This window comes from Streptomyces sp. NPDC026515 (assembly GCF_055567595.1).
On sequence record NZ_JBVHQD010000012.1, the window covers coordinates 87,324 to 106,288 of the forward strand.

At 72.3% G+C, this 18,965-nt stretch carries 14 protein-coding genes and 1 pseudogene; 3 read left to right on the forward strand and 12 right to left on the reverse strand.

From position 1 onward, the window contains the following. The 10 genes and pseudogenes from asnB to ACZ4O3_RS25390 form a co-directional block, all read right to left on the reverse strand. Positions 1 to 1,935 carry an asparagine synthase (glutamine-hydrolyzing) gene (gene asnB / locus ACZ4O3_RS25345; RefSeq protein WP_467724386.1) on the reverse strand — a complete coding sequence of 645 codons (1,935 nt, stop codon included), beginning with the start codon at positions 1,933 to 1,935 and terminating at the stop codon, positions 1 to 3. 3 nt (positions 1,936 to 1,938) lie between these two features. After that, complete coding sequence (locus tag ACZ4O3_RS25350; RefSeq protein WP_467724388.1) at positions 1,939 to 3,492, reverse strand: Wzz/FepE/Etk N-terminal domain-containing protein; 1,554 nt, start codon at positions 3,490 to 3,492, stop codon at positions 1,939 to 1,941. Then, positions 3,489 to 4,859, reverse strand: a complete 1,371-nt coding sequence (locus tag ACZ4O3_RS25355) for a Wzz/FepE/Etk N-terminal domain-containing protein (RefSeq protein ID WP_467724390.1) — start codon at positions 4,857 to 4,859, stop codon at positions 3,489 to 3,491. The genes ACZ4O3_RS25350 and ACZ4O3_RS25355 overlap by 4 nt, the downstream gene beginning before the upstream one ends. Then, on the reverse strand, positions 4,856 to 6,121 hold the full coding sequence (locus ACZ4O3_RS25360; RefSeq protein ID WP_467724392.1) for a glycosyltransferase family 4 protein: 1,266 nt from the start codon (positions 6,119 to 6,121) through the stop codon (positions 4,856 to 4,858). The genes ACZ4O3_RS25355 and ACZ4O3_RS25360 overlap by 4 nt, the downstream gene beginning before the upstream one ends. Continuing rightward, positions 6,111 to 7,436, reverse strand: coding sequence for a nucleotide sugar dehydrogenase (locus tag ACZ4O3_RS25365; RefSeq protein WP_467724394.1), 1,326 nt, complete (start codon positions 7,434 to 7,436; stop codon positions 6,111 to 6,113). Before ACZ4O3_RS25365 ends, ACZ4O3_RS25360 begins: the two co-directional genes overlap by 11 nt. Before the next feature lie 73 nt (positions 7,437 to 7,509). Further along, positions 7,510 to 8,988, reverse strand: coding sequence for a sugar transferase (locus ACZ4O3_RS25370; RefSeq protein ID WP_467724396.1), 1,479 nt, complete (start codon positions 8,986 to 8,988; stop codon positions 7,510 to 7,512). Between the two features lie 815 nt (positions 8,989 to 9,803). Then, positions 9,804 to 11,321: an FG-GAP and VCBS repeat-containing protein gene (locus ACZ4O3_RS25375; RefSeq protein WP_467724397.1), complete on the reverse strand. Its 1,518-nt coding sequence runs from the start codon at positions 11,319 to 11,321 to the stop codon at positions 9,804 to 9,806. A 249-nt stretch (positions 11,322 to 11,570) separates the two neighbouring features. Next, positions 11,571 to 12,389 (reverse strand): annotated as a pseudogene (locus ACZ4O3_RS25380) (phosphotransferase). After that, positions 12,386 to 13,357 (reverse strand): D-2-hydroxyacid dehydrogenase family protein, encoded by a 972-nt coding sequence (locus ACZ4O3_RS25385; protein WP_467724538.1) that lies wholly within the window; start codon positions 13,355 to 13,357, stop codon positions 12,386 to 12,388. Before ACZ4O3_RS25385 ends, ACZ4O3_RS25380 begins: the two are co-directional and overlap by 4 nt. A 328-nt stretch (positions 13,358 to 13,685) precedes the next feature. Beyond that, the gene (locus tag ACZ4O3_RS25390) at positions 13,686 to 14,597 is read right to left on the reverse strand and encodes an MMPL family transporter (protein ID WP_467724398.1); all 912 of its coding nucleotides are present in this window, start codon (positions 14,595 to 14,597) and stop codon (positions 13,686 to 13,688) included. A 199-nt stretch (positions 14,598 to 14,796) separates the two neighbouring features. On the opposite strand from ACZ4O3_RS25390, the gene ACZ4O3_RS25395 reads away from it, so the two are divergent. From ACZ4O3_RS25395 to ACZ4O3_RS25405, 3 genes are all read left to right on the forward strand, one after another. After that, positions 14,797 to 16,293, forward strand: coding sequence for a glutamate decarboxylase (locus tag ACZ4O3_RS25395; protein ID WP_467724400.1), 1,497 nt, complete (start codon positions 14,797 to 14,799; stop codon positions 16,291 to 16,293). Positions 16,294 to 16,446: 153 nt separating this feature from the next. Continuing rightward, positions 16,447 to 17,553 carry an NAD(P)/FAD-dependent oxidoreductase gene (locus ACZ4O3_RS25400; RefSeq protein WP_467724401.1) on the forward strand — a complete coding sequence of 369 codons (1,107 nt, stop codon included), beginning with the start codon at positions 16,447 to 16,449 and terminating at the stop codon, positions 17,551 to 17,553. Between the two features lie 91 nt (positions 17,554 to 17,644). Further along, positions 17,645 to 18,268 carry a DedA family protein gene (locus tag ACZ4O3_RS25405; protein ID WP_467724540.1) on the forward strand — a complete coding sequence of 208 codons (624 nt, stop codon included), beginning with the start codon at positions 17,645 to 17,647 and terminating at the stop codon, positions 18,266 to 18,268. Between the two features lie 6 nt (positions 18,269 to 18,274). Here the strand turns inward: ACZ4O3_RS25405 and ACZ4O3_RS25410 are convergent, their stop codons facing one another. Beyond that, a complete protein-coding gene (locus ACZ4O3_RS25410; protein ID WP_467724403.1) occupies positions 18,275 to 18,397 on the reverse strand; it encodes a hypothetical protein in 123 nt (40 codons plus the stop codon). A gap of 101 nt (positions 18,398 to 18,498) precedes the next feature. Continuing rightward, positions 18,499 to 18,951: a MarR family winged helix-turn-helix transcriptional regulator gene (locus ACZ4O3_RS25415; RefSeq protein WP_362732199.1), complete on the reverse strand. Its 453-nt coding sequence runs from the start codon at positions 18,949 to 18,951 to the stop codon at positions 18,499 to 18,501. Positions 18,952 to 18,965 lie beyond the last annotated feature (14 nt).

An 18,965-nucleotide genomic window follows, 5' to 3' on the forward strand; every position in this document is an offset into this window, starting at 1 on the left:
CTAAGCCGTCAACCGAGTGCTCTGGCCGGACCCGGAGGTCGCGTCGCGATACCAGTACTCGAGGGTCAGTACGTGCCACAGATGCTTGGAGTAGTCCCGCTGCCCGGCGGCGTCCTCGGCGACGAGCCGCGCCAGTGCGTCGCGGCGCAGGAATCCGGACCGGACGAGCTCGCCGTCGTTGACCACCTCGCGCACCAGCGGTGCCAGGTCCCGGCTCATCCAGGCCCGCAGCGGGGCGCTGAAGAGGCCCTTGGGCCGGTAGACGATCTCCCGGGGCAGGATCGAGGTGGCCGCCTCCTTGAGGGCGGCCTTGCCCTGCCGTCCGACGATCTTGCGGTCACCGGGCACGGCGAACGCCGCCCTGACCACCTCGACGTCCACGTACGGCACCCGGACCTCGGTCGAGGCGGCCATGCTGGAGCGGTCCGTGTACGTGAGGTTCAGTCCCGGCAGGAACATCCTGGCGTCGGTGAGGCACATCCGGTTGACGAAGTCGTCGAGGTCGTTGTCCTGGTAGACGTCCGCGTGCTCGGTCAGGACGTCCTCGACCGTCCCGGCCAGGTCCGGATCGAGGAGGGCGAGCAACTCGTCCTGGTCGTACATGGTGTAGCTGCGCCTGAAGGCGGTCTCCTCCGGCAGACCGGCGAAGGAGAGGAACCGCTTCGCGAAGCGCACCGACCGGTACCCCCGGCGGCTCGTCGCGACCGGAAGCCGGTCCACGGCCCCGGACACCCCGCGCCGCAGGAGCCGCGGGACGCGCTGGTACCGCAGCGCCATCAGGTTGGCCAGGTGCTTGCGGTAGCCGGCGAACAGTTCGTCCGCGCCCATCCCCGAGAGCATCACCTTCACCCCGGCCTCCCGCGCGGCCGAGCAGATCAGGTACGTGTTGATCGCGGCGGGGTCGCCGATCGGCTCGTCCAGGTGGTACGTCATCCGCGGCAGCAGGTCGAGGACGTTCGGCGCGATCTCGATCTCGTGCAGGTCGACGCCGAACCGCTCGGCGACCTGCCGGGCGTAGCGCAGGTCGTCGGGCATCGCCTCGAACCTGGCGTCCTCGGCGCGGAATCCGATCGTGTAGGCGGAGATCCCCGGCTGGTGGCGGGCCGCCAGCGCGGTCAGCCAGCTGGAGTCGAGGCCACCGGAGAGGAAGGTCGCCACGGGGACGTCGGAGAGCAGGTGACGCCGGGTCGAGTCCTCGACGACGGCGGCCAGGTCCGGCTGTTCGCCGCCGCGGATCCGCTCCTGGCCCTCGGCGGCGACGTCCTTCAGGTCCCAGAACCGGCCGCGCTCCACCCGGCCGTCGGGCCGGCACCTCAGCCAGCTCCCCGGCGGCAGCTTCTCCGCCTCGCGGAACGCGCACCGGGAGTCCGGCACCCAGTAGTAGAGCAGCGAGGCCACCAGCGCCGCGTGGTCCACCTCCAGCGACCGGCCGGTCGCGACGGCGAGCGCCTTGAGCTCGGAGGCGAACACCAGGCCCCGGCCGCGCCGCAGCAGGAACAGCGGCTTGATGCCGAGCTGGTCGCGGGCGAGGACCAGTTCGCCGGTGCGCTCGTCGAAGACGCCGAACGCGAACATGCCGCGCAGCCGGGGCAGGCAGTCGGTGCCCCAGCGCCGCCAGGCCTCCAGGAGCACCTCGGTGTCGGAGGTGCCGCGGAAGCGCACCCCGCCGGCGGCCAGTTCGGCACGCAGCTCGGGGGCGTTGTACAGCTCACCGTTGTACGTCAGGACGAGGCCGTCGGAGACCATCGGCTGGGCGCCGGTGTCGGACAGGTCGATGATGGCCAGCCGGCGGTGCCCGAGGTGCACTTCGCCGTCGCCCACGGGGTGGCTGTACCGGCCCGCCCCGTCCGGGCCGCGGTGGGCGAGGGTGTCGGTGAGCCGGTCGGTGACCGCCTTTCCGTCCGGCCAGCGGTAGGTGCCCGCGATGCCACACATGTCCTACCGCACCTCCTGGTCGTTCTCCGGGCCCCGGGCAGCCCACACCGGCCGCCGCTCCGCCCGCCGCTGGCCCTCCCCCACTGCCTGAACGGCGTGCGAGGTACCCCCGCCCGTCTGCCGGGCCGGCCACTCGCTCCGGCCGCGCAGCGCGGTGTGCAGCCCGTCCCACAGGGTGCCGTCGGTCCGGTCCCGCGGGTCCGGGTCGATCAGCACCACGCCGATCACCGGGATGCGCTGCTCGGCGAGCTGGCGCGCCACTGTGTGCAGCCATGCGGCGCTGCCGTGTCCGGCCCGCACCACGAGCACGGTCTGGGTGCCGAGGTACTGCAGGTCGGTCCACGCCGTTCCGGGCGCCACCGAGCCGACGCCGATGCGGCGCTCCTGGGGCGGCACGGTCGCGGCGCGCTCGCCGCCGACCACGGTCGGGTCTCCCGGTTTCGGGCGGCGGCCCGCCAGGTACGGACGGGGCAGAGCGTCGATGACGGTCACCGGTCCCTCCGCCGCCATGGCCCTGGCGAGGTCCAGGGCGATCACGCTCGTGCGGCGCGCACAGCCCAGCTCCAGCAGCGACACCGGTTCCGTGGAGCCGCGCGCGGTGCGGGCCAGGGAGGCGGTGAGCCGTTCCCGGGTGAGCCGGATGCGGCGGCGCCGCCACGGTCTGCCCGAGCGGCGGGGCAGTTCGGCGATGACCGAGGCTCCCAGGTTCGCCGCGATGTCCCGGCGCAGCACCGGGCGGTCCGCCACCACCACGCCGATCGCGGCCAGCGCGAGCCCGAGGACGAGCCCGAGGACGAGCCCGATCGCGGCGTCGGTGACGACGGCCTTGGGCAGCGAGTGCCGCAGCGCGCGCGGGAGGTCCACGATCTCCGTGCCGGCGACGACCTGCGGTGTTCCGGTCCGCGCGTCCGCGGCGCGTTCGTCGAAGTCGGCGATGCGGGAGTTGAGTTCGGCGCGGCGGGCGAAGAGCGATTCGAGGCTCGCCGACGCCTTCGGGTCGCTGTCCGCCGACTGGCCTCCGATCTCCTCGTTGACCTGGGCCAGTTCGTCCCGCATGCGGTCACGCTGGTCGAGCAGGGCCTGGGCCTCGGCCTGCGCAGTGTCCTTCATGCGCTGCACGTGGTCCGCGACGAACGCGTCGGCGAGCGCCTTGGCGCGGGCCACCGCCTGGGCGTCGCTGTCGCCCGTGACGGTGATCTGCAGCAGGTTGTTGGTCAGGCCGGTCCCCCGGTAGTCCGCCATGAAGTCCTCCGGTTTCTCCGGTGACTTGAGGGACCGCAGGGCCTTGTCGGCGATCTTCGTGGTCTGCAGCAGCTGCACGTCGGTGCGGATCAGCGTTCCGGTGTCGTTGGGCTGGTCCTCGGCGTGCGCGACCAGCACGGTGGTCACCGCGGTCGGCGACGGCGGCACCAGGACCGCCAGTCCGGCGCCGGCCAGCAGGCCGAGGAGCGCCGTGGCGGACCACAGGCGGCGGCGTCGGCGTACCGCCACCACCAGTGCCTGCAGATCGAGGAGCGGAGTGGCCGCCGGCGACTCCGCGGTCGTGCTCGTCGTCATGCCGGACCTCCCGTCGCGCGGCCGGGGACCGCGAGCGCCAGAGTGGCGTCGTCCGGAGGGGGTCCGGCCGGCCGGGTCTCCCGGGCGCGGACCGTGTCGGCGACGACGATGCCGACGAGTTCGTGGCTGCCGTCCACGCACGCCTCGGCGATTCCGGCGAGTTCCTCGGTGGTCCAGCTTCCCGGGCTGAGGACGACCAGGGCCCCGGACTCGGTGTCGCGGTCCGGCACGATCGGCCGGTCCACCGAGACCTCCACCACCCGCAGCTGCGGATCGCTCTTGGCCTCGGCGGCAAGCTGCCGCGCGGCCCGGCGGGCGATCTCGTCGCCGCCCGGTACGACGACCAGCAGCCGCCGGGGGGAGGGCAGTTCGTCCCGGAGGCGAGCGCACACCCGCCGGTAGCGGATCCGCCGGCCGGCCTCGTCCTCGGATCTGCGCGGGGTGGGCAGGTCCCACCGGGCGTCGACGCCGAGGAGCCTGCGGAGCCGGCGCGGCCGGCCGCCGCCGTCGGTCCGGTGCTCGCCGCGCCGTGCGTCGGGCACGTCGACGGTGCCCAGCAGCGCCGAGCCCAGCGCCGCGGCGATCTCGGGTTCGGTGCGCAGCCGGCGGTTCATCCGTGCGGCGATGAGATGGCCGATGACCGCGAGCAGCAGGAACAGCAGCGCTCCCGCGACGGTGAGCTGCATCCTGGTCGGCGGCGCCTCGCTGGTGGGCCGGGCCGCCTGCCCCATGACGACCATGCCGGCCTTGTCGGTCGCCGGGTCGGCCTCGTCCAGTTTCGTCATGGCCTCCTCCAGCGAGGTGCTCAGTTTCTCGAGCTCGGTGCGGGCCTGCACGCTCTCCACGGTCTGTCCCGGGTCGGCCGCGTTGGCCAGGGCGGTGATGCGGCGGTTGGTGTCCTCGACCTGCTTCCGCAGCGCCGCGGCCTCCGTGGCCGTCGCGGAGTCCGTGCCGCCGCCCGCGATCCGCGAGGCGAACTTGACGAACTGCTGGGCGACCTGGTCGGAGAGCTGCTGCGCACGCTTCGGGGTATCGGCCGTACCCGAGATCCTGATGATGTTCCCGTCGGCGGCCGTGGCGGTCACGTGATCGCGCAGTTCGGCGGCGCTGACGTCCTGCCAGCCGAGCGTCGAGGCCGCGCGGCCGACCACCGTCGAACTGGTCGCGATGTCGACCTGGGTCAGCAGTTCACGTTCCTCCCACTGCCCCGGCAGCAGGACCGACGCCGAGGTCGTGTACCGCGGCGGGAACACCACCGAAGCGCCGTACCCGACGAGCCCGCCCACGACGGCGAGGACGGCGAGAAGCCGCCAGCGCCGTCGGAATATCCGTCCGATGGTGACCAGACGTATCGTGTCCTCGCTCAACTGCCTTGCCTCTTCCCTGTGCGGACCTGATCGCCCGCCGCCACCGGAGTGCGGTCACGGCAGGCAGCGGCGTAGGCGGCGAGCAGCGACGCCTGTGAGTTCTGCCAGGAGAGCGGCCCGCTGACCCGCTCCTGGCCGATCTTGCCCATCCGCGCCCGCCGGTCCGGGTCGTCCAGGAGCAGCGCGATGAGCCGGGCGAACTCGGCCTCGTCGTCGTCAGGCGCGTACACGGCGGCCTCACCGGCGGAGACGCGTGCCTCCTTCAGGTCGAAGGAGACGATCGGCCGGCCCATCGCCATGTACTCGAGGACCTTGTTCATGGTCGACACGTCGTTGAGCGGGTTGCGCGGGTCGGGGGAAAGACAGACGTCCGCGGTGGACAGGTAGCGCACCAGTTCGGCGTCCGGAATCCGCCCGGTGAACTGCACCTGCTCCCCGAGTCCGAGCCGCCCCGACAGCTCCACCATCGCGTCGAAGGCGTCGCCGGAACCGACGAACACCGCGTGCCAGTCGGTCCGTCCGAGCCGGTCGCGGAGCTCCGCGAGGGCCCGTAGGGCGTAGTCGACGCCGTCCTGCGGGCCCATGACACCGAGATAGCACAGCAGATGAGGCTTGCCGCGCTTCAACTCCACCTCTGGCGGCACCGGTTGGAAGCGGTCGACGGCGGGCGCGCTGCGCACCACGAAGACGTCCTCCGGCCGTCGGCCGCCACGGCGCACGGCGACGTCGCGGTAGCTCTCGTTCGTGGCGAGCACGATGTCCGCGGCCCGGTAGGTCCGCCGTTCCAGCGCGCACACGGCGCGGTAGAGCAGGTCCTCACCGCGGTCGAACCGGGAGAGGTACAGCTCGGGCACCAGGTCGTGCTGGTCGAAGACGAACCGGGCGCCGCGCCGCTTCAGCCACAGGGCCGGCAGGAACAGCAGGTCGGGCGGGTTGCACGCGTGGACCACGTCGACCGGACCGACCTTGCGGGCCAGCCGTGCCGTGTGCCAGAGCGCCGATCCGTACTCCTTCAGGTAGCCGGCCGGCCCCCCGGTGGCCGCGCGCAACGGGTAGCGGTGGATCCGCACCCCGTCGATCTCCGTCTCCGGTTCGGTGTCGCGCTTGGCCCCCTGCGGGCAGATGACGTCCACCGTCCAGCCCGCGTCGCGCAGCGTCGTGCACTCCTGCCACACCCGCCGGTCGAACGGCACCGACAGGTTCTCCACCAGGATCAGCGCGCGCCGGCCGGAGCCGGCGCCGCCGGTTGTGTTACCAAGCAAGGCCCACGTACCCCGGTTCGGTCCGGCGCGTCTCGGCGTCGGGAAGGCGGATGAGGTCGACGATCACCGGTCCTTCGCCATGGGGCAGCGCCGACAGCACGGCCGGGTCCCTGGTCCCGACCAGGCACACCTCGGCGTGTTCGAGCACCTCGTCGACGGAGTCCGCGAGCAGCTGCGCGAGGTGCGGCAGCCGGCTCTCGATGTACTCGCGGTTCGCGCCGAGCAGCCGGGAGAGGCTCACGTTGGCGTCGTAGATCTTGATGTCGTAGCCCTTGCCGAAGAGTCTCTCGGCCAGTTCGACGAGCGGGCTCTCGCGGAGGTCGTCGGTGCCGGGTTTGAAGGACAGCCCGAACAGCCCCACCCGGCGTTTGCCGGTGCGCTCCACCAGGTCCACCGCGCGCTGGAGGTGGTCGGAGTTGGAGGTCAGGACGTGGGCGAGGATGGGTACCGAGACGTCGGCCCGCTGGGCCGCGTGGACCAGGCTGCGCAGGTCCTTGGGCAGGCAGGAGCCGCCGAAGGCGAAGCCGGGCCGCAGGTAGGCGGGGCTGATGTTCAGCTTGCGGTCGGCCAGGAACACGTCCATCACCTGGTGCGAGTCCACGCCGAGCGCCTGGCACACCGCGCCCAGCTCGTTCGCGAAGCCGATCTTGAGGCCGTGGAAGGCGTTGTCCGCGTACTTGATCGCCTCGGCCGTCGGGACCGGCACCCGGAACACCTCGCCGGGCAGGCCGTCGTACAGCGCCAGCACCGCGTCGCCGCTGGCCGGGTCGAACTCGCCGACGACGGTCTTGGGCGGGTCCAGGAAGTCCCGCACGCTCGTGCCCTCGCGCAGGAACTCCGGGTTGACCGCGACCCCGAAGTCCACGCCGGCCGTGCCGCCGGTGTTCTTCTCCAGGATCGGCACCAGCAGGTTCAGGCAGGTGCCCGGGAGCATGGTGCTGCGGAACACCACGGTGTGCCGGCGCCCCTGCTCGATCTCCTCGGCCAGCGCGGCGCCGATCTGCTCGGCGACCCGCTCCAAGTACGTGGTGCACAGGCTGCCGTTGGGCTCCGACGGCGTGCCCACGCAGACCAGCGACACCTCGCTGCCCAGGACCGCCTCGCGGACGTCGCCGGTGGCGCGCAGCGCTCCGGTCCCCACGACCTCGGCGAGGAGCTCGCCGATACGCTCCTCCACCACGGGGGCCTTGCCGTCGTTGACCAGGTCGACCTTCACCTGGTTCACGTCCACCCCGATGACCTCGTGGCCCATGCCGGCCAGGCACGCGGCTGACACGCAGCCCACGTAGCCGAGCCCGAAAACACTGACTCTCATGACCCGTCTCTCCCCCCAGGCAGACCCTTGTGGCCTGCGTTCCGCGTGCCGGCCGGACGGCGCTCCCCGCGCATCAGTAGGCCCCCTGCCCGTGGAGGACCGCACGCATGGTCTTCCACAAGATCACCGTGTCGAGGGCGAGCGACCAGTCCTCCACGTACCGCAGGTCGAGGCGGACCGCCTCCTCCCACGGCAGGTCGCTGCGTCCGCTGATCTGCCACAGGCCGGTGAGCCCGGGCTTGACCAGCAGCCTCCGCCGGATGTCCGGGTCGTACGCGGCGCACTCCTCCGGCAGCGGGGGCCGTGGGCCGACGAGCGACATCGCTCCGGTGAGGACGTTGAACAGCTGCGGGAGTTCGTCTAACGAGTACCGTCGCAGCACGGCTCCCACCCGGGTCACCCGCGGGTCCCGGCGGACCTTGAACAGCAGCCCCGAGCCCTCGTTGCGGTCGGCGAGCTGGGCACGGGCCCCGTGGGCCCCGGTGACCATGGTGCGGAACTTGAGGATCGTGAACTCCCGGCCGTCCTTGCCGACCCTGCGCTGGCGGTAGAAGGCCCCGCCCCGGCTGTCCGCCAGCACGAGCAGTGCGACGAACGCCATCAGCGGCGCGAACAGCATCAGCAGGACCGCCGAACCCACCCGGTCGACGACCTCCTTGATCGCCCGGCGGCCGCCGGTGAAGGTCGGCAGGCTGACCCGCAGCAGCGGGATCCCGAGCACCGCGTCGACGTGCAGCCGCGGACCGGCCACCTCCATCAGCACCGGGGCCACGACCATCTCGGCGTCGCTGCCTTCGAGGTTCCATGCCAGTCGCTGCAAGCGGTCCGGGGTCCAGTGCGGGTCCGGTGTCACCGCGACGACCCGGTAGCCGTCGTGGCGCACGTGCTTGGCGACGTCCGTCATCCGGCCGACGACCGGCACTCCGTCGAGTTCGTCCCCGTCCATCCCGCGCCCGTCCGTCGTGCACACCGCCTCCACCCGCCAGCCGATGTGCGGGTACTTGCGGGTTCGGTTGATCAGGTCGCGCACGGTGTCCGGGCTGCCCGCGGCGAGCACCGGTCTCAGGCACCGGCCGTCCTTGCGCCGTCTGTGCAGGAACAGGCGGAGCACGTACCGCGCGGTCATGGTCACGAGCCCGATCGCGGGGATCGCGACGAAGATCCAGAGCTTGATGTTGCGCGAGGTGAGGGCGATCCCGCCGAGCGCCAGGATGACGGTCGCCGCGAACAGTGAACGTCCAAGCCGGCGGAACTCCTCGGCGCCCTGGCCGAGCACCGCCGGCGCCCACGACCGGCCCACCACGAGCGCCGCCAGCACCAGCAGCTCGGTGCCGAAGGCGAGAATCCCCCATTTCTCATGCCAGTTGGCCGCGTCCCGGGCCCCGAAGAATTCACCGATCCCCGCCACCACGAAGGCGGTGGCCACGGTGTCGCTGATGATCACGGTACGTCGGTACCGCTGCTCCCACTCGATCGCCGGCCGGCTGATCGCCCCGTCCGCCAGACGCTCACGCGCCGGCGAAAAAGAGCCGACTAGTCCCCCCTGCCGCACAGAAACCCCCCGGTCCCCAGTGGTTCGACATGGTGCCCTGACACGGTTCCTCCCCCCGGGAGGCCCCCGCCTCCCGCACGCGTCCGTCCCGGGAGGCCCCCCGGCTCCCCGCGCCGCGCTGTTCCTCTCGCAGGAGGCCCCCGCCTCCCGCGCATGACATCCCGGCTACTTCGGCGCTGCTTGAACAACCCGCTCATGGCGCAGCGGACTCGCCTGGTCGGCCAGGCTCTCCAAGGGCACGGGATACGCCGCCGCCTCGGGTGCTCCCCTCACCCAAAGCCCATCGCAGCAACAGGAGTTGATCACCCCCACGGCCGGCGCCGGAGACGCTGGCACGGGTCGTCAGCACCGACCGACCCATAGATCATCATTTGTCGCCTCGTGTCCCAGCATGCGAAGCACGGTCAATCTAGACCATCAAGGGCCGTCTGAAGAGAGGGCCGTGTGGAATTTGTGCTCAAGATTTGAAGGCTGGTCAGCGGGCGGGCGGCGGTACACGGGTGTTCCTGTGAGCGATGATCTGCCGGGTGACCTCGCAAGACGCGAGTCCCCCGGGCCGTCGGCACCGGCTGTTCCGAGGCATCCGGACACTACCCAACTACGTCGCAATCAGGCCCTGTTCGGCGCATTCTCGACCTGTGAGCACAAGGTGGCGGCCGTAGAGGCGGTCGGTCGGCCGGCCCGGGGGAACGGATCTTCACTGTTACGCGGAAGCAACTCTTCGGATTCCGCGGTGGCGACGCGGAGGAGGTGGCCTCCCGGGAACGCGGCACGGGAGGCCACCTCGTCGCACGTGCGGGGGGGGGCCGCCGCCGCTACGGGGCCAGGGTCTCGCCGAAGCGGGCGTCGGGCACGGGGGCGCTCAGGCTGCCGCCGTTGAAGGACCAGGATCCGCTGCCGGAGGGGTCGTTGCCCGTGCCGGGAAAGACCCAGGCGGCGCCGTCGTCGGTGTCCTCGCCAGGGGCGGAGGCGATCAGCTCGGCCCTGCCGTCCTTGTCGGCGTCGATGAGCCGGAGGGCCGCGCCGAACCGGTCGCCGTCCTCGTTGTCCCCGGGGACGGACGGCGTGCTCTGGCTGTAACTGACGAGGCCACGTGGGGTGAGTCCGTTGCCGGTACCGCGCATCACCCAGGCCGTGCCCGGGTCGGTGAGGCTGTTGATGTCGTTGCCGGGAGCGCCGATCGCGGCGTCGGCGTAGCCGTCGCCGTTCACGTCCGCCACGGTGACGGCACCGCCGAAACGGTCACCCACCCTGTCGTCGCCGGAGGCGCCGATGGTCGTCTGGTCGAAGTGCTGGTCGGCGTCCGGACCGCCCAGGCCGCCGGGGCCGCCGAGGAAGACGTCGAGGGTGCCGCCGTCGACCAGGACCTCGTTGAGGTCGTCGGTGTCGGCCGGGGAACCGAAGACCACGTCCGGGTAGCCGTCGTGGTCGATGTCGCCGGAGGCGCCGACCGGGCCGCCGCGCAGCCCGTGGCCGTACGTCAGCCCGTCGGGACCACCGGGCAGGTAGCTGGCAGCACCGAACGTCTCGACGGGATTGACCGTTTCGTAGACGGTGAGGGTGCCGAGCAGGACGACGTCGTCGGAGCCGCTCCTGTCGTAGTCACCGGAGGTGAGCCCGGTGGGGGTGAAGTCCTCCGCCCACTTCCAGTCCATGGGGGTGGCCTGGAAGATGCGGGTGCCGTCGGCGCCGGCCTCGAAGTCGTAGGTCCGCAGGGACTTGCCGCTCAGGAGGGCGAGTTCGGTGCGGGAGCCGTGGAAACGGCCGGTGGCCAGGCCCAGTCCGACGTGTCCGCGTGCCGTCGGCGCGCCGTCCTGCAGCAGGAGAGCGCCGGCGGCCCGCAGCCCGTTCGCGGAGCCCCACAGGACGACCGCCGCTCCCGCGTCGGCCGTGGTCCCGGTGTCCCTGCCGGGCATGCCGACGACGAGATCGGCGTAGCCGTCGCCGTCCAGGTCTCCGGAGGTGGTGGTCTGTCCGAAGCCGTCGCCGGTCTGGGCGAGACCCGGTATGCCGGGGGTGCTCAGGCTGAACGTCGCCCGGCGGGAGGTGGACAGGCCGCTCGCGGACCCGTACAGCACGGCGACATAGCCGGCGCCCTTCCGCGCGCTGACGGTGCCGCCGGGGGCGGAGATCACGGCATCGGGGTAGCCGTCGCCGTTGAAGTCGTCGTGGGCCGCCTCCACGGCCGCGGGAGCGGCGGGCGCCGGGGCGGCGGTCACGGTGATCGTGGCGCCGACGGTCAGCAGCACGGTTGCCGCGGCCGGCCCGGACAGCAGGCCCGGTCGGCCGCGTAGGGCTCTGGACGTTCGCGTGGTGGAGCGCGTACTGCGCACTTCCTGGCTCCTGGGATCTCGGCACGGCCGGTCGGGGAGGGAGTCGCGGAGGTAGGGCGGGGGTCCGTTCCCCGCCGCCGCGCTGTTGGACCGGAGAGCGAGCCCAAGGGTTGTGCCCTGTCGTGCCCGAGGATCCGGAACCGAAGCCTCACCCGACCCGCGCCCACCGGGGACGGAAGCGGATGTTCGCATTCGTGCCGGGCGAACGTGACACCGGATCCGCGCGGGACCACGGCCCGGCGGGGATGGCTACCGGCTCCGGAGCACACGGTCGGGCGCCGCCCCGGCCGGCGGGTCCCACGTCGGCCTGCCACCGGGCCGGGCCCGGTCGCCGTTGCGGCCCATGATCATGAGGAACAGGCTTTTCATGGCGGCCGGCCCGCGGGCGAGCCGGACAGTCGCCTCGTTCGCGTGCGCGTACACCTCGAAGAACCCGGCGGCGGCGCCCGCGGGAAGGACCACCCGCGCGGCCGCGAGGTCCCACGCCGGATCACCGGCGAACAGGGCACCGAAGTCGATCACGCCCGAGAGCGTCCCGTCCGGGACGACCACGTTCGCCGGATGCAGGTCGCCGTGCACCCGGATCGGCGGGCCCCCACAGAAGTGGTCGAAGCCGTCCGGACACCTGTTGGGGGTCGCCGCGGTCCTCGCCGGTCGGCGCGGCGGCGGGGGCCGCCACGTGGAGCGCCCGGAGGAAGTCCGCCAGGGTGCCGGACGCGTGGTCGCCGCGGCGGAGCGAGCTGCGGTCCAGTGGCTCGCCCGGAACCCACGTCATGACGGTCCAGGGCATCGGGAGGCGCGCGGACGGTTCACCGGTCCGTACCGGGTCCGGGACCGGACGCGGCAGGGCCGCAGCGGCGGGGGCAGCCACCGGCAGTCCTCGCGCTGGAGGTCCGGGGGCTGTTCCGTCCGCGGCATGCGCACGGCCGGCTCGTCCCCGAGGCGCCACATCCGGTTGTCCCACCCGCCCGCCACCTCGCGGACGGCCGGCCCCGCGAGGTCCGGATGCTGGTCCCGCAGCAGGTCGTGGACCGGCTCCGCGGTGTTCTCGGTCTCGGGTCCGGTCATACGGCGCCGTGCGTCAGCTGTCGGACGGGGGCACCGGCGAGGAAGGCGGTGATGTCCTCCACCGCCTGGGTGTAGAAGGTGCGGTAGTTGCGCTCGCTGACGTAACCCAGGTGCGGTGTGGCGAGCACGTTCGGCAGGGAGCGCAGGGGGTCGTCGGCGGGGAGCGGCTCGGTCTCGAAGACGTCCAGCCCCGCCCCCGCGATCCACCTCTCGCGCAGGGCGCGCAGCAGCGCCGGCCCGTCGACGATCCCGGCGCGGGAGGTGTTGACCAGGTAGGCGTGCGGCCGCATGGCACGCAGTTCCCGCTCGCCGAGCAGACCGCGCGTCCGCCCCGACAGCACCAGGTGGACGGAGACGAAGTCGCTGCGGCCGAGCAAGTCCTCCTTGCTCGGGGCGAGTCGCGCGCCCGCGTCGTCGGCACGCTCGGCCGTGAGGTTCTCGCTCCAGGCGAGGACCTCCATGCCGAAGGCGGTGGCGATCCGGGCGACCCGCGTGCCGATCTTGCCGAGTCCGAGCAGGCCCAGGGTCCGGCCGTGGAGATCCTGACCCACGGTGGACTGCCAGGGGCCGCCCGCGCGCAGGGACCGGTTCTCGGCCGTGACGTTCCGGGCCAGGCCGAGGAGCAGGGCCCAGGTCAGTTCGACGGGCGGGGTGGGGCTGCTGGCCGTACCGCAGACCGTCACGCCACGGGCCGCCGCGGCCGCCAGGTCGACGGAGGCATTGCGCATACCGGTCGTCACCAGCAGCCGCAGCCGGGGCAGCCGCTCCAGCAGGCCGGCGTCGAACGGGGTGCGCTCGCGCATGATCACGACGATCTCGCAGTCCGCGAGTTCGGCGACGAGCCTGTCCCGGTCGGCGATGTGCTCGCGGACCGTCCGTACCTCGGCACGGCCGTCGAGGGGGCTCCAGTCCGCCAGGGCGAGAGCGGCGCCCTGGTAGTCGTCCAGTACGGCACAGCGAAGGGTCATGCGGACGTTCTGCCTTTCGTGCGGGGCGAGCGGGCGCACCGCCGGGCGAGGAGTGCCGCCCGCGAGCACGGCGGGGCCGAACGTCCGGACGGCGTCGGCGGCTCCACCGGAGAGCGTGCCGAAGGCGATGACCTGCGCGGCGATCAGGGTACCCACCGCCCACGGGCGGACCGGGCCGGGTCCGCGCGGTCACCCTCGTCGACTCGCGGTGCTGAACGGCCCGTTCACCGAGGCCCCGGCACCGAGCGGAGCAATGACCGCGCGCGGTGCGCGGGACCACCCCCAGCGCTGGCCGGAGTCCGGAGCGGGCCGCGCCCCCCGGTGCGGATCAGCCCGCGGCCACCTCGTGCTCCTTGCGCTCCGGCTCCGCCGGCGCGGGTCGCGGCAGCTTCGCCCCCTCGATGTCCACGTCGGGCGTGACGCGGTCCAGCCAGCCGGGCAGGCCCCAGGCACGGCCGCCGAGCAGGGCCATCACCGCCGGGACGAGCGTCATGCCGACCACGAACGCGTCGACCAGCACGTCGAACGCCAGGGCGAACCCGATGGACTTGATGATCGGGGCGTGGTTGAAGACGGACCCGCCGAATACCGCGACCATGATGAGGGCGGCGGCACTCACCACCCGGCCGCTGCGGGCCACGCCCTGGGTGACCGCCTCGGCCGCGTCACCGGTGTGCTCGTGGTGCTCCCGCATGCGGCTGACCAGGAAGACCTCGTAGTCCATGGCCAGCCCGAAGAGCACGCCTATGAGCAGGACCGGCAGGAAGCTGGTGACCGGGCCGGCCGAGGGGATGCCGAGGGCGCCGTTGAGGTGGCCCTCCTGGAAGACCCACACGGTGGCGCCCAGGGAGGCGGCGACCGACAGCAGGAAACCGAGGGCGGCCTTGACGGGGACCAGCAGGGACCGGAAGGCGATGGTCAGCAGGAGCAGTGCCAGGATCACGGTGATGGCGACAAAAAGCGGCAGCGCGGCGGACGGTTTGCCCGCGACGTCGATCGCGGCGGCCGTCGTACCCGCGATGTAGAGGGTGCCGCCCTCCTTGCCGACGGTCGGCGCGTTCGCGCGCAGCCGGTGCACCAGGTCGGTGGTCGCCTGGGCGTCGGGACCGGTTCCGGGGACCACGGCGACGACGGCGAGGCTCGCGTCGGCGTTGGTGACCGGCGGCGCGACGACGGCCACTCCGCGGTCACCGGCCAGGCTCCTGCTCAGCGACTTCACGGTGGAGGTGCGGTCGGCCACGCCGGACCTCCAGGGGCACGCCGCCGGCCCGGCCAGTATGTGGATGGGAAAATCCAGTTCATCAGTCCGCAAATCGATCACTGGATCGGTGTAATCGACACCGATGCCGGACCGAAAAGCGATCTAGCTTCGGAGTGCACGGGGCCGTACGGACCAGAAAGGCATCGAGGCACTCATGCCCATCCCGCATACCGACGTCATGACCGCACCCGAGTTCGACACCCTGACCGTCGCACCGGAGTCCGGACCCGAGACCGACCCGGAACCGGAACCCGCGACCACCCGTCCGTCCGCCGACCACCCGCTCCAGCCCGTCGGCCAACCGCACCCGCCCGTCGACCCCCCGCTCCCCCAGCCCGACCTCCCGCTGCCGCCCGCCGACCATCTGCTCCTGCCGGTGGACGAGTTGCCCGCGAACGCGTCCTCGCCCGACCTGGTCGGCCGCCGGGTGCGCGACGAGCTCATGCTCGACGGCAACGCGCGGCTCAACCTCGCGACCTTCGTGACCACGTGGATGGAACCGCAGGCACGGCAGTTGATGGCGGAGACCGCGGAGAAGAACCTCGCGGACCGCGCGGAGTACCCGCAGATCACCGCCATGGAGGAGCGCTGCGTACGGATGCTCGCCCGGCTCTGGCACGCGCCGTTCCCGGAGCAGGTCCGCGGGTGCTCCACCACCGGCTCGAGCGAGGCGTCCATGCTCGGCGGCCTGGCGCTCAAGCGCCGCTGGCAGGACCGCCGGCGGGCCCAGGGCAAGGACACCGCGCGCCCGAACATCGTGATGGGCGCGAACGTCCAGGTGTGCTGGAAGAAGTTCGCCAACTACTTCGAGGTGGAGCCGCGTTACGTCCCGATGGAACCGGGCCGGTACCACCTCACGCCGGACACGCTCACCGCCTACTGCGACGACAACACGATCGGTGTCGTCACGGTCCTCGGGTCCACCTTCGACGGCTCCTACGAGCCCGTCTCCGACATCTGCCTGGCCCTGGACGGATACCAGGCCGCCACCGGCACCGACATCCCCGTCCACGTGGACGGCGCGTCCGGCGCCATGGTGGCCCCCTTCCTCGACCCCGGGCTGCTCTGGGACTTCCAGCTCGAACGCGTCGCCTCCATCAACACCTCCGGGCACAAGTACGGGCACGTCTTCCCGGGCCTCGGCTGGGCGCTGTGGCGCAACGCCGAGGCACTCCCCGACGACCTGGTCTTCGAGGTCGACTACCTCGGCGGCTGCTCCCCCAGCTTCACCCTCAACTTCTCCCGTCCGGGCGCGCATGTCGTCGCGCAGTACTACAGTTTCCTGCGGTACGGCTTCGAGGGACTGCGCAACCTCGCGGCCCAGAACCGCGCGACGGCCCGCGCCCTGGCCGCCCGCATCCAGGCCATCGCGCCCTACACGCTGGTCACCGACGGCTCCGAACTGCCCGCCTTCGCCTTCCGCGTGGCGCCCGGCACCGAGGGCCTGACGGTCTTCGACGTCTCGCAGGCGATGCGCGCCCGCGGCTGGCACCTGCCGGCGTACACCTTCCCCGCGCCCTGCCAGGACGTCTCCGTGCTGCGTCTCGTCGTACGCACCGGGTTCACGGCCGAACTCGCGGCCATGTTCATCGCCGACCTGACCGAGGTCACCCGCCGGCTGCACGACAGCCGGCCGACGTCCCCACCTGCGCTGAGCGCGCCGGCCGCCCCCTGACGGCGGCTCCGCGGGCCGGCCGGACGGCGCCGGATAGCCCAACCGCACGGGCCGCAGGCGTCTTTACAGCACTCTCACAGAACCCGCCCTGCGCTTGATGTTTCAAATGTTACGCTCGCCGCCATTCCCCCCACCTGGCTCAGGAGAATCACTGTGCGGGACGGCAACGTAGTGGTGATCGGCGGCGGTTACGCAGGGATACGACTGGCGAAAAAGCTCGACACGGCGGCACATGTCACGCTCGTGGACCGCAAGGAGGTCTTCTTCCACCGCATCGCCTCCCTGCGGGCGGGGGTACGCCCGGAGTGGACGGGCGCCCCCTTCATCCCGTACGACAGGCTGCTGGCCAACGGCCGTGTGGTGGTGGGCAAGGCGGTCCGCGTCGACACCGTCGAGCGCCAGGTCACCCTCGCTACGGGCGACCGGGTGCCGTACGACGTGCTGGTCGTCGCCACCGGCGCGGACTACCCCGAACCGGCCCGCTTCGTCGGCTCCAGCCCCGACGAGGCCGCGAAGGCATTCGCCGAGCACCAGCACAACATCGCCGCCGCCGACCACATCCTGGTCGTCGGCGGCGGCCCCTCCGGTGTCGAACTGAGCGCCGAGATCCGGCTGGCCCGGCCGGACGCACGGGTCACCCTCGCACACTCCGGGCAGGAACTGCTGCACTCCACGGGCAGCGCCCGGGCCGGCCGCAGGGCCAGGACCTGGCTGACCGCCCACGACGTGACGGTCCGGCTGGACTCCTTCATGGCGCCCGGTTCCCAATTCGGCACCTACCGCGACGCCTACGGCGAGGTCCTCGCCGCCGATCTCTCCTTCTGGGCGACCGGCACCACGCCCAACACGCTCTGGCTGCGTCTGGCCGGGCACGGCGACTGGCTGAACGAGACCGGACACGTCAGGGTCGACCGGACGCTCCGCATCGAGGGCCACCCGGACGTGTTCGCGGTCGGTGACGTGAACGACGTCAGCGAGCTCAAGGTCACCCCCGCCGCGCTCGCCCAGGCCGAGGTCGCGGCCCACAACATCCTTTCCTACCTGCGTAGTTCGGGGCGGCACAGCAAGAAGTCGCGCGCCTACCGGGCCGTCCGCCGCACCCCGCTGATCGTGCCCTTCGGCCCGGCCGACGGGGTGACCGTGCTGCCCGTGCCGCTCGGCGAGAGCGCGGTCCTCGGCACCCGGGCCACCGCCATGGCCAAGGCGAAGACGCTCATGACCCCGTACATGAGGCGCCAGCTCGGCTACCCCTCGACCTGACCGCACCCGGGTGTCACGGGCCAGCGCACCGGCGGCCGGCACGTGACACTTGAGGGAAGCGACCGGCGTAAGGGACGGGGAGGTGACGACGGTGATCGCCGTCAATCCGACGGACAGTGCCTCGTTGCTCGCCGCCTTCGGCGCGCTCGCCGTGCTGGTGGTGATCTTCGCCGAGTCGGGTCTGCTGGTCGTCGGCTTCTTCCTGCCGGGTGACACCCTGCTCTTCCCGGCCGGTGTGCTGTGCGCGGCGAACGCGGACCGCGCTCCCCGGCTGGAGCTGTGGCAGGTGCTGGTCTGTGCGGCCGTCGGGGCGGTGGCGGGCGGCCAGGTCGGTTATCTGATCGGGCGGCACGGCGGGCGCCCGCTGCTGGCCCGCACCTCCAGTGCACGGGTGAAGGCCGGCGCGGCCCGGGCGGAGCGGCTGCTGTCCCGGTACGGGTACGGCAAGGCACTGGTGATCGGCCGCTTCGTGCCCCTGCTGCGGTCCGTGCTGCATCCGGCGGCCGGGGCGCTCGGGGTGCCGGTGTGGCCCTTCACCCTCTGGCAGACCGTCGGCGGGGTGCTCTGGTCGCAGACCTTCGTCCTCGCCGGGTTCGCCCTGGGGTCGTCGGTCTCGCACATCGACCGCTACCTGCTGCCGCTGATCGGGGTGGTCGTCGTGGTGTCCCTGCTGCCCGCGGTGGCCGAGGCGCGCCGGACGCGGGGTGACCGGTGACCCGGCTCAGGCTTCCCAGTGGGCCAGGCTGTGCAGGGCCCCGGCGGTGCCGCCGAAGCGGTCGGCGCCGAGCAGGGCGCGCAGCTCGGTGGTGAAGCGGTCGATCTCCGGCCGGGCCGCGTCGACCACGGCGGTCCCGCGTCCGGTCAGTTCCAGGACGACGGTGCGGTGTTCGTCCGGGTGCCGGCCCCTGCTGACGAGGCGACGGCCACTGCCGACCGGGGCCGGGGTCAGGCGAGCTTCTCCACCACCGCTTCGAACTGCCGGGCCATGGCCGGCACCGATCTGCCGTCGAGGAGATCCAGGACCCGCTTGCGGGCGCTCGCCAGATGCACCGGGTAGGCGGCCTGGAGACGCTTGAGCCCCTCCGGGGTGAGGGTCGCGACATTGCCGCGGGCGTCGCCCTCGTAGCGGCGCTTGACGACCTGGCCGCGGTTCTGCAGCGCGTCCACGACACGGGTGATGCGGCTCGCCGACAGGGCGGTGGCCGAGGCGAGGTCCGTCATCCGGAGCTCCTGGTTGTCGGCCTCGGAGAGGTTCATCAGGACGACGTACTCGGTGAGCGTGAGCCCCGTGGACCGCAGCAGATCGTCGTCCAGCGAGCGCGGCAGCGCGACGATCACGCGCATCAGGGCGCGCCAGAGGAGCTCTTCGTGGGCGGTCAGCGGCGCCTCGTCACTCATCACCTCACAATAGC

Bases quoted from the DNA above. Each gene is read 5' to 3' on its own strand.
- ACZ4O3_RS25385 (WP_467724538.1), bottom strand. From the start codon at position 13,357: ATGACCCTTCGCTGTGCCGTACTGGACGACTACCAGGGCGCCGCTCTC.
- ACZ4O3_RS25415 (WP_362732199.1), bottom strand. From the start codon at position 18,951: ATGAGTGACGAGGCGCCGCTGACCGCCCACGAAGAGCTCCTCTGGCGC.
- ACZ4O3_RS25365 (WP_467724394.1), bottom strand. From the start codon at position 7,436: ATGAGAGTCAGTGTTTTCGGGCTCGGCTACGTGGGCTGCGTGTCAGCC.
- ACZ4O3_RS25395 (WP_467724400.1), top strand. From the start codon at position 14,797: ATGACCGCACCCGAGTTCGACACCCTGACCGTCGCACCGGAGTCCGGA.
- ACZ4O3_RS25350 (WP_467724388.1), bottom strand. From the start codon at position 3,492: ATGACGACGAGCACGACCGCGGAGTCGCCGGCGGCCACTCCGCTCCTC.
- asnB (WP_467724386.1), bottom strand. From the start codon at position 1,935: ATGTGTGGCATCGCGGGCACCTACCGCTGGCCGGACGGAAAGGCGGTC.